This is a genomic window from Campylobacter concisus (genome assembly GCF_902460595.1).
GTDB lineage: Bacteria > Campylobacterota > Campylobacteria > Campylobacterales > Campylobacteraceae > Campylobacter_A > Campylobacter_A concisus_BL.
In genome coordinates this window covers 255,094-265,813 of the sequence record NZ_CABPVA010000001.1, presented here as the reverse complement: position 1 = coordinate 265,813, position 10,720 = coordinate 255,094, and the positions used below count along the sequence as shown (strand labels likewise).

At 34.2% G+C, this 10,720-nt stretch carries 10 protein-coding genes and 1 pseudogene; all 11 read right to left on the bottom strand.

Features of this window, described 5'->3' with window-relative positions; all coding sequences use genetic code 11:
- Positions 1-555, bottom strand: a 555-nt coding sequence (locus F3G86_RS01265) for a hypothetical protein (RefSeq protein ID WP_149723141.1), incomplete at its 3' end; no start/stop codon positions are given.
- Positions 556-664: 109 nt separating this feature from the next.
- On the bottom strand, positions 665-1,186 hold the full coding sequence (locus tag F3G86_RS01260) for an Hcp family type VI secretion system effector (protein WP_012001093.1): 522 nt from the start codon (positions 1,184-1,186) through the stop codon (positions 665-667).
- 64 nt (positions 1,187-1,250) lie between these two features.
- Complete coding sequence (locus F3G86_RS01255; protein ID WP_087583799.1) at positions 1,251-2,168, bottom strand: hypothetical protein; 918 nt, start codon at positions 2,166-2,168, stop codon at positions 1,251-1,253.
- 9 nt (positions 2,169-2,177) lie between these two features.
- Positions 2,178-2,591, bottom strand: coding sequence for a type VI secretion IcmF C-terminal domain-containing protein (locus F3G86_RS11060; RefSeq protein WP_411160682.1), 414 nt, complete (start codon positions 2,589-2,591; stop codon positions 2,178-2,180).
- 3 nt (positions 2,592-2,594) lie between these two features.
- Positions 2,595-3,701 (bottom strand): annotated as a pseudogene (locus F3G86_RS01250) (ImcF-related family protein); the annotation flags it as partial.
- A 33-nt stretch (positions 3,702-3,734) separates the two neighbouring features.
- The gene (locus F3G86_RS01245; RefSeq protein ID WP_149722750.1) at positions 3,735-5,666 is read right to left on the bottom strand and encodes a type VI secretion protein IcmF/TssM N-terminal domain-containing protein; all 1,932 of its coding nucleotides are present in this window, start codon (positions 5,664-5,666) and stop codon (positions 3,735-3,737) included.
- A 77-nt stretch (positions 5,667-5,743) separates the two neighbouring features.
- The gene (locus F3G86_RS01240; RefSeq protein WP_149722749.1) at positions 5,744-6,640 is read right to left on the bottom strand and encodes a type VI secretion system baseplate subunit TssG; all 897 of its coding nucleotides are present in this window, start codon (positions 6,638-6,640) and stop codon (positions 5,744-5,746) included.
- Positions 6,637-8,355 (bottom strand): type VI secretion system baseplate subunit TssF, encoded by a 1,719-nt coding sequence (gene tssF, locus F3G86_RS01235; RefSeq protein WP_149722748.1) that lies wholly within the window; start codon positions 8,353-8,355, stop codon positions 6,637-6,639. The genes F3G86_RS01240 and tssF overlap by 4 nt, the downstream gene beginning before the upstream one ends.
- Positions 8,355-8,744, bottom strand: a complete 390-nt coding sequence (locus F3G86_RS01230; RefSeq protein WP_012001091.1) for a hypothetical protein — start codon at positions 8,742-8,744, stop codon at positions 8,355-8,357. The genes tssF and F3G86_RS01230 overlap by 1 nt, the downstream gene beginning before the upstream one ends.
- Positions 8,745-8,752: 8 nt before the next feature.
- Positions 8,753-10,201, bottom strand: a complete 1,449-nt coding sequence (gene tssC, locus F3G86_RS01225; protein WP_103565630.1) for a type VI secretion system contractile sheath large subunit — start codon at positions 10,199-10,201, stop codon at positions 8,753-8,755.
- Between the two features lie 2 nt (positions 10,202-10,203).
- On the bottom strand, positions 10,204-10,689 hold the full coding sequence (gene tssB / locus F3G86_RS01220; RefSeq protein ID WP_012001089.1) for a type VI secretion system contractile sheath small subunit: 486 nt from the start codon (positions 10,687-10,689) through the stop codon (positions 10,204-10,206).
- Between the last annotated feature and the right edge of the window lie 31 nt (positions 10,690-10,720).

Genomic DNA, 10,720 nt, shown 5'->3' with positions numbered 1-10,720 from the left:
ATCCTTTTTATATTGCTCTAGTAACCTATCTAAATCTTTTTCATCATTTACAAGCGTTAATACTTTCTGTAAAAGGATATAGCCTTTTGGATCTTGTCCATGTTCTAGGAGTTTTTTGATTAGCTTAAATTTCTCTTCTTTAAATTCTTTATATTTTTGAGTTTTTATAAATTCTAGTAGCTCAGGGCTTACTTTTTTGTTGTCTATACCGACACCATTTTCTCTAAAGAAAAATGCAAAGCTCATACCCATAGACGTTGCTAAGCTTGCATTAGCAGCTGTTCCTTTTACCAAAAGAGTATCAAAAGTTTTTGTTTTATTTGTATCATAAGCATACTCTAACAAATTTGGTCTTATTGAAAGATCTGGAATTTCAATAGTCATATTAGCATCGCATCCAAGATCATCTATGTAGTATTTTATATACTTAGCTGTTTCAGCGTCACTTAAATTTTTATTGAAAATGAGTCCAAACATATCCGTGCAATTTGCTTCGTGTGAATATTGTGAATATAAAGATGTTATGAGAAATATGATCATAGCTAAGTGTTTCATATCGCATTTCACATATCATGGTGTTTTAAAAGATAATGATAAAAAGGGCTCATTTGTGTCCTTCCAACGAGAATATTGATATCCCTAGGGAGGATCCCTAGGTTATTTTTTAAGCTTTTTTAGTAGCTTCTCTCCAGTCATCGCTTCCGCTTGTACCTGCAGCTACGTGCTCCCAAACTATCTTTCTATAGTTCATTGAAACTTTAAAAAGCTCAGTTTTGTCGCTGTTTAGCTTGTCTTGAGCATTTGGGCTTACTAGAGTGATATCTGTTATAGTTGCATCTTCTAGTTTTGTAGTAAAGAAGTGCTCAGCGCCGCCGCTAGTTGATGTTCTATACCAGTGGATCTCAACCTCTGGAAGTCTCTCGCCTTGAGTTAATGCGTTGTAAAGAAGTGGAACAGCTTTGTTTAAAGATGTTGTAAAGCTAAATGGCTTATGTACTCTTTGTCCTGATGGTTGTCCACTTTGTGGATCTACTGGAACAGTTACGATGTGAGAAACCTCTTGTGCCATGATCTCATCTTCGTGACCTGACTGATAGCGATTACCGATACTAGCTTCTGTTGAAGCACCACTTGAGATAAGTCCTTGAGTAGAACCTTTCACCTTAATATACACTGGTTGTGACATATTTACTCCTATTAAAAAATTTGGTTATTTTAACTTTTATTAACTTTCTATTTTATTAAAAACATTACTTTTTTAACATATAGCTTTCAAGTGCTTTATGTAATAAATAATTAAACGCCTCTTTATCTTCTTTGGTGCTTTTTGTTACAGCACCAGAGAGATACTTGAAAAATGAATTATTCTCGACTATATCGTACATTTGACTATATAGCTCTTTGCATATAAGCTTAAGCAAAACAGCATTCACAAGCGTCGTGTTGTCGCTTAGAGGCAGCGTTTTTATAATAGTTTCCATATCTTTTGTATTTAACGTCCTGCTTTGCTCGCTTATAGGGCTCATGTTTGGCTGCACTTTTATGCTCTCAACTAAATTCATCAAAAGCTCATCCATGCTCTTTGCTGTTAGCATCCTTTGACTATTTATATCTTCTTCATCGAAATTTTGAGCGCTCTCATTTAAATTTAAAGGCACATCATTAACATTTTCATTTAAAGTGATATCTTTTTCTTCATCTATGAGAGAATTTATCTTTGGCTCTTCTTTAAAATCAACATTTGAGATTTTCCCAACTGGCTCAAATTCTTTATTATCAAGCTCATCAAAGTTTTTGGTATTTTCTATGATCTTGTGAGCTTTGCCGACATATTCGTCTATCCTAGAAGGATCTATAAATATAAATTTAAGCTCGCCTATCCTAAAAATATCTCCTGGATTTATCACGCTTTCATAATCATCAGGCAACTTCGAATAAGAATCGCTATAAAATATCTCGCATCCTTCGTATCCGCAAATGGTAAAAACACCCTCTTCAAAGCCTATATGAGCGTGCTTTGAAGCTATAGAGCCGCTTGTATCACTGCACGGAAATTTAACCGTATCTAGCGAGCCTATGTCCCCACCGTTTTCATCAAAAATGACATACTGCGCCAAAAAGCTCGAAGCTTTATCAAAATTTTGTATAACCGCTGCTATTTCTTGCATATTTTTTCCTTAATAAAGCATCTTTCTTGGTAAATCAATCGTTGGTATGATATTCATAAGCTCTAAAAGCTCTCCGCCATTTGGAGTAACTTCAAAGCCAAAATATGACTCTTTTTTACCATCAAAGTTAAGCGTGCTAACGCCAATGCTGCTGAAATTTGAAGCCTTTAAGAGCTTGTACCAGCCCCACTCACCATCAAAGCTGATCTCTTTTTTATCACTGCCTGCATTTGAAACTGCATTAAATTTAAACTGTGTTGAGATATCAAAGCTTTTACTTGAGACAAGCAAATTTGATGGGATCGTGTGATCATACACCAAAGAGTTATTTGCGTAGCCTATATTTATGTGGCTGAAATTTGCCGATAGATCAACCGCTTTTAAGTTATAGTTTAGTTTTAGCTCATCATTTGAATCAAGCATCAAATTTGAAATTCTATCGATATAAGCGATATTTTCAAGGAAACTTTTATTAAATCTTAGCTCTTTTGCATATTTTGGTCTTACCTTGTAGCCACTGCCAGTTTTACTTAAAATTTGTTTTAGATATTTATCATAAAAGCTATTCCAAGTTCCGTCCTTGCCAAAAAATCTCTTAAATTCTTCGATACTAACGGCCTTTGCTGAGTTTTCATTAAACGGATAATAAGGTTTTATAAGACTTTCAAAGTCATCAAGAACATCATCTTTATAAGCCGTTGCTAAAAGTGATGAAGCTCCGTTTTCTACCTGTTTCCAAGCAAGCTTTGATAACTTTTGATAGTACTCATTTAGCTCATCAGGAAGCTTTTTAGCGTCATTGTTTAACACAATAAATGGGTCATTCTCATTTTTTATGCCATTTATCGCATAAACTATCTTGTCGTCACTGCTTTGAAGCATCTCAAAGTTATAGTCGCTAACTTTTTTATATACATTTGTGACGTCATTGCTGATAAGATCTAGCGATCCGTCAGAATTTAGCACATGATAGTTTGTAAATTTAGTACTAAAGTCTGCAAATACACGTTTTATCTCGCTTGAAGCAAAACCTAGAGAGTAGATGTATTTTAGTAAATTTTCATCATTTAAATTTGTATTTTGATTAGTTAATTTTATAAGAGAATTTAGTGGGTTTTCTCTTTTTGACAAAATTTCAAGCTCATCGATAACCTCTTTTTTAGTAGCAAATTCATTTGGCTCGATCGCTCTTAAAATTTGGTTCCATTTATCAGCGTAGTTTTGCAAGTAAAGCTCTACAACTGCAATGCTTAGCTCCTTTTTCTCATTTGAGCCAATATCTTTTAAAGATGAGTTGGTATCCATTAGCCATGACTCGATGCCCGCGGTCTCATCGATGTTTGAGCTAAGTTTTGCCAAGAAATCTCTTAAATTTTCTTTTGTATAAATTTTATTAAATGGATTAAATGCCTCTTTTTCTTGAACTACCTGGTTTAAATTTTCAACCTCTTTTTTGATGTCGTAGAATGATTTTTCATCTTTAAATGATATAAACTCAAGTATCGAGTAGAGCCTTTTTGCTCTTTGAACAGGTGTTAGCTTGGTATTTGCTGCACTTTGAGCGCTCTAGTCTGCTGAAATGCTTAAATTTTTAGCATTTAAAATAGCTTCGATGTGTGCTAAAAACTCGTCTTTAGCAACGCCATATTTTTCAAATTTATCCCAGTTTGCAGCTATCCAAATTTTAAATAGATCTACATTTGTATAGTTTTTATCAAAAAGTGAATCATACATATAAAAGGCTTTTATAAGCTTATCTGGGTCGCTCTCTGTTTTTAGGATATTTTCCATCTCAGTTAAAACTGTATTTTTGAAAAAATCGGCGCTAAGGTCGTAATAAAGCGCTTTAACAGGCGTAAAACCTTTATAAGAGGTATCAAGAGTGATGTACTCAAATTTAGTATCACCACTAAAGATCCTTGGATAGTCGTTTAGACTTTGTTTTAGCAGATTTAAAAGCTCGATCTTTTGTGTAGCGGTAAGGTCTTTATACTTTTTGTTATCAAGATAGTTAGAAATTTTATCTACGTTGTTAGCCGCAGTTTGCTCTTTTGTATTTTTGATATTTAAAATATAACTAGAGCCAAAATAAACTCCCACACAAAGCGCAGCCACTAGGGCGAAATTTACAAATTTAATAAATCTATTTTGTGCGCCAAATTTCGTTACATTTGCTTTAAAAGCGATCTCTTTTAAAAATGATTTTACAAAATAGCTTTGTTTGCTATAATTATTTACCGCTCTAAGAAGTGGTTTTTTGATGCTGTATTTATCACAAATTGTATTTGTAAGGTAGTTTATAGGGATATTTTCTTGATATGCACTTACAAAATAAACTCCGTTTATAACAGATGTGTTTTTAAGAGCATTTTGAGAGCTTAGTTTTGTAACAAAGTCTTTTACGAGCACAAAGAAATTTTCAAGCTGTTTTAAGAACAGATATGAGCGTTTTTTATCTTCTAGCATGTGCGAGATCGAGTTTTTGCTCATTAGATGTTTAAATAGTGAGTCGCTTAAGCCTTTAAGCTCTGTCTCAAGCATTTGAGCGGTGAAATTTGAGTCTAAATTTATACCAAGTGCTTTATTTGCCACGTCTTCATTAAATAATTTGAAATAATCACCCATACCATCTATAAGGTCAAGCTTGCTAAAGACTACGTAAATAGGAAATTTAATGCCAAGGTGCTTCTCGCAGTCATTTATCCTCTTTACCATATATCTGATAAGCTCGTCAAAATACTCTTGGGTGCCTTCTAGGAATTTTTTAGTATCGATGATAAGCACGGCTCCACTTAGTCTTGAGTTAAAGTCATTTCTCTTTAAAAAGTGTAAAAACTCGTTCCAAACGCCTTTTTTAAGTAGATAGTCTCTATTTTTCTCTACGTCATCTTCAGGAAGCTCTTCTGTCGCAGTTGGCTGATAGAGGCTCTCTTGTGCAAAGTGAATGCCCTCAGTATCTAGTAATGCGCCAAATTTTGATACATAAAGGTTAAAATTTGTCGTACTTTGATGTATCTTTTTATAAGTATCCAGGCTATCAGATAGAGGAAATTCGATATTTGAGTAGTTTATGAAAGCACTTTTGCCAGCGCCCTCATTGCCTATTATCATTATTAATGGCAATTTTTTAAAATTTATATCTTTTTTCCAAGTCGTTTTGGCGTCTTTTAGCGAAAGTAAGAAATTTCTCTTTGCTTTGCCAAAACTATCCAATGACTCTTTTTTGATCTCTTTTAGTTTGTCGTTTTTCTCATCTTTGCGTGATGCAAAATAGTTCATCAGCGGTCTAAGCAAGACAAAAAACAATATAACTGCCCAAAAAGCAACTAGCACGCTAACTCGTGAGCTAACGCTAGCAAAGCTGTATATATCGTTAAATGCTACAAGCGGGGCATAGAGCCAAAACAAAACACTAAGAGCGATAGAAGTTGCTAAAACAACACTGTGTTTAAACCTAAAAAATGTGAAAAATCTGCGTAAGTAGTCGATAAATGCCATAGCTGCAAATCCTTTTACAAATAAATATATTTCTTTTATGTAATTATATCAGATTTTTTTGATTTTGGAGTTAAATTTTATGAACAAAGTCTAAATTTTATAAAATTTGACATTTTTTTATCATTTTTAAGCCTTGAACCAAAACCGATTTGGCTACTTGTATATTTTGATCCGAGCTTAAACTGCATCTTATGAGAGTAATTTATCTTCAAATATAAATCAGAAACAAATTCATCATTAGTAAAATAAGAAAGAGTCTCTTGAAGCTCTTTAAATTTATCTTTTTTGGGGAAGAAATTCACAGCCTCTTCGTACTCTATGCCGTTTATAAAGACTGCGATCTTAGTTTGTTTTTCAAAAAGCTTTTTACCAAGGATAAAATTTTTACCAAGTGTCCTATTTTTATGGCCTAAGGAGTTTAAATTCGATGGAGCTATAAAAATTTGATTTGGTAAATTTTCAAGTATAAAAAGCTTATCTTTTAGCCCAAAATGGCTCTGAAGCGCAAATTCAACCTCTTTTTTTGGCCTTCTTTGGCTAACTGCAAGTGGCGAAAATGGCAGAAATTTCTTTGCCAGCAGCTTATCTTTTATATTGAGCATATCAAGTAAGATCTTTGAAATTTTATCATCAAGCTCATCTTCAAAAGATCTTGCGTAGTTTTTCAGGCTAATGCTATCAAAAAATAGCCAAAGTAAGTAGTTGTCAAAAAAATCAAAAAATAGCTCATAGCTATTGTCATTAGTCTTTGAAATTTTCTCTAAAATGTAGCTTGTTAGATGCGAGCTACTTCCTAAAAGGCCCATAAAATTTACAATTATCTTTGTAAGCTCTTGCTCATCTAAGCTCTCAAGCTCTTTGATCGGGTAGGCAAAACTTGAGCTATTTTTTAAAAATATCTCGCTTCTATCCCTATTTTTTAGGATGTTTTTTATCAGTTTAAAAAAAGAAGCTTGGCTTATCTCTTCGCTCATACTAGCTCTTTCATGCCGCTTAAAAACCCATAATCAAATAAAATTTTACTCTTTATGCACTTTATCTTAAGCTCGCAAAATGAGTTAATAGAAGCAAATTTTGATAAAAACTTAGCCAAATTTATACCTATGACATAGACATTTCCAAGGCTTTCAAACTCGCTCTCATCTATATAAAATATACAAAGCACTCCTCTTTTTGCAAAGCCGCCATCGACCCTGTGGATCTGTTTTGTCTTTATCTCATGAAGTGAGCTAGAAAATTTCTTCAAAAACTCATCATCAGGCAGCATAAAGGCATTAAGCAGTGCTAGAAAAGAGCCCTTGTTTAGTATGCTTTGATAGCTAAATGACAAGATGCTAACCAGCCTCCAGAGTAAATTTCCATCTACATTTACACGTTTTACGCTAGTTGGGATAGTTAAATTTTTGGTTACTACGCCTTGGTGATTTTGGATTTTGTTTATCTCGCCAAGTTTTAGATTAGTTGGCAGATCGCCGTTACAGCAAAGCGTCTCGATGCTCACAGTCTGCTCTTTGGTGTCATTTTTAAAAAATGAAATTTCTTTGTAAGAGTTTAGCTTCATATCTATTTTATTGCTTACAAAGTAATAGTCCTTTGATCTTTGGCTATTTAAAAACTCAAACCTCTCAAAGCTTTTATAGTTTTTAAGTATCCTTTTTTCATTATTGCTGCTGTGAGCGACGACCTTTGTGATAGAGACTATCTCGTAAGCGTTTATGTTTGAGCGGTCGATGAAAATTCTATACTCGCTTCGCTTGTTGTTATTTTGTATAGGCTCGGCACCTTTGACAAACAAATTTATCGCTGGCGTGGCAAAAAGAGAGAAATACTCTAGCCTTGGCACGTAACCATTTGGCATATCTTTTGAAAAGACAAATTTGATGTTAAAGCTTTTTGCGTCAAATCTCTTTAAAAAACCAAGTCCGTTTATACGGATGAAATTTAGTTTAGATGAAAAATATGAAAGCTCTTTTATAAGCTCAAATGCCTCAAAACCAAACTCATCGCTCTTTATCAAAGCTTCATCAAATTCATCCAAGCTAAGCTTATCAGCTCCAAGTTTTATCTCCTCATCGCTATCTTCAAAGCTTACGACTATAAATTTCAAATAGTTTTTTAGCCACATCAAAAGGGTTGAAGAGAAGTATATGTTATCGCCAAGATATAAATTTAAAAAATCAATATCAAGCTCTTTGGTGCTAAGCTCATCTTTGGTGATAGATATGTTTAAATTTAAAAGATAGTCGCTTTTGTTGTTTGACATAAAAGCTTTTGATATCTTTAAAGGAAGCAAATTTACGTCATATATCGTCTGAAATTTACAAGCTACACCATTTATAGGCTTTGACTCTATGATGCTGCCTTTTGGTATAAATTCTTTTTTTTCTGAAAAATCATCTCTTAGAGCAAATTCTTGCATGCAAACTGAAGGGAAAGGGTTTGTGTAGCTTGGCATTAAGATATTTATCAAAGACTCAGCTATTAAGGGGATATTTTCATCTAGCTCTTGTCTAATCCTTGATGTCAAAATAGCCATATTTTCTATGATACTCTCAACATCAGGATCTTTGCTTTTAGTATCTAAAAATGGTGCAACTTTTGGGAAATTCTTTATAAAAAGAGCTCTTGTTTCGTCAAGATACGCCATCTCTTTTTGAAAATAAGCTAAATTATTTTCATTATAATCCATTATAAAATCTCACAATATCTATTGTTCTTAAAAATAACCTTTAGCAAATACTCTTTGAAATTGTCGTTTTTATGCTTATAGTTTATGTTAAAGATGATACGCCAAGGCTTTAGCGAGTCATCATAGCCGATAGAGGTTATCTCTATTCTATTTTCGTTTGAGGTGATTAGTTCATATATCGCCATGCCAAGTCTATGGCCAAGCTCGTTTATCTCGACCCCAACCGACCAAAGATCTATGATACTATCATTTAAACGACCGTAGTTTCCAAGCCTTGAGTTTAAGATAGTATCTATGTGATCTTTGATGTCGCTGTCTAGATCTTTAAAATATGGACGAAATTTTGACTCATCACTAAATTCATATAAAATTTTATCTATCAGCGACATACTTAAATTTACTCTTTATCCAGCTTACCAACCAAAGAAAGCTCGAAATTTGCCCCCATAAATTTAAAGTGAGGTCTAGCTAGAAGCTCTATCTTATACCAGCCTGGCTCGCCAGCTATATCGCTAACGATAACTTTTGCGCTTCTAAATGGTCTTCTACTTCTTACATCAGCTGGTGGATTTTCCTGATCTGAGATGTACTGTCTTAGCCACTCATTTAAGCCACGCTCAACATCACTGCGCTCTTTCCAAGTACCGATCTCTTCTCTTTGAAGTACTTTTAAATAGTGAGCCAAACGAGAGATCAAAAATACATATGGAAGCTGTGTGCCAAGTCTGAAATTTGTCTCAGCAGCTTTGCCTTCTGGAGTATTTGGGAAAACTTTAGGTTTTAGCACTGAGTTTGCAGAGAAAAACGCTGCGTTATTGCTATCACGTCTTAGTGTAAGTGTGATAAAGCCATTTTCTGCAAGCTCAAATTCTCTTCTATCTGTGATCAAAACTTCGGTTGGAATTTTTGTCTGAACGCTTCCGTAGTTTTCATAAGTGTAAGTTGGTAGGTCTTTTACAGCGCCACCACCTTTTGGTCCGATGATGTTTCCGCACCATCTATAGTCCGCAAAACTCTCTGTAAGTCTTGTAGCAAACGCATAAGCGCCGTTGCCCCAAAGCATATCATCGTGCTTATCGACGCTTTCGCGGTAGTTAAAGCTTTTTATAGGGTTATCTTCTGGGATATATGGAGATCTAGTAAGAAATCTATTTACCATACAACCTGTATATTTTGCGTCTTCGTTCTCCCTAAAAGTTCTCCATCTTGTGTATTGAGGACCTTCAAGTAGGCTCTTTAGATCTTTTATGTTTTCAAGCTCACCAAAGTTATCAAGTCCGAAGAATTTAGAAGATAACGAAGTTAGAAGCGGAGAGTGGCTCATCGCTGCAATTGACGACATTTTGTTTAAGAAAGTCATATCTTGATTTGACTTATCTAGCTCATAGTCAGCAACTATCGCACCAACTGGCTCACCACCAAATTGACCATACTCAGCTGAGTAAATTTGCTTATAAAGTGTGCTTTGAGTTATATCTAGATTGTTTTCAAAGTCATCTAAAATTTCTTCTTTTGTTGCGTCTAAAAGATCGATCTTTACATTTTCGTTGAAATTTGTTCTCTCGACTAAAAATCTAATGCCACGCCAAGTAGATTCTAGCTCTTGGAAAGATTTATTGTGTAAAATTTCATCCATCTGAGCTGATAAAAGCGTGTCTATATGAGCTATCATCTCATCAAGTGCGAGCTTATTTATCTTCTCTTCAGCATTATTTGTTGTGATGACATTTGAGATAAACTCGGCAACTCCTTGCTTTACTACGCTATAACTTTCATCATCTTTTGTATATTTGCTCCTTTGCATTATGCTTTCAATGATAGGAGTTTTTACTTTAGTTTCAGACATTTTTATTCCTTATCTTTTTCGTCTTTAAGCTCTAAAAGAAGCTGTTTTCTACTATCTTCATCCTTAATAGCCTCTAAAACTGCTTTTCTAAAATCAGGCATATTGCCCATAGGTCCTTTTAACGCAACTAAAGCTTTTCTAAGCTGCAATAGCTTTTTTAGCTCAGGGACTTGGTTGATGATATTGTCTGGATTGAAATCCTGAATGCTTTCAAAGTTAAGATCGATATTTAGATCTTCGCTACCAGAATTTAGTCTATTTTTCACTGAAAATTCAGTATGAATGTCCAAACTTTTCATAACCTGATCGAAATTTATCTTATTTATAGAGACAACTTCGCGATCTTCAAGTGGGGTTTGGTTTTCACCGGTTAAATTTGAAACTACCATCAGCTTTAACGGAAGCTCAACATCTGCTTCTTGGTTGTTTGTTTTGGTTCTATAAACAATGTTTATACGTTCTTTTGGTGGGATTGAATTCTCTGCCATAATAACATCCTTTTTTTGAGTAAATGATTTA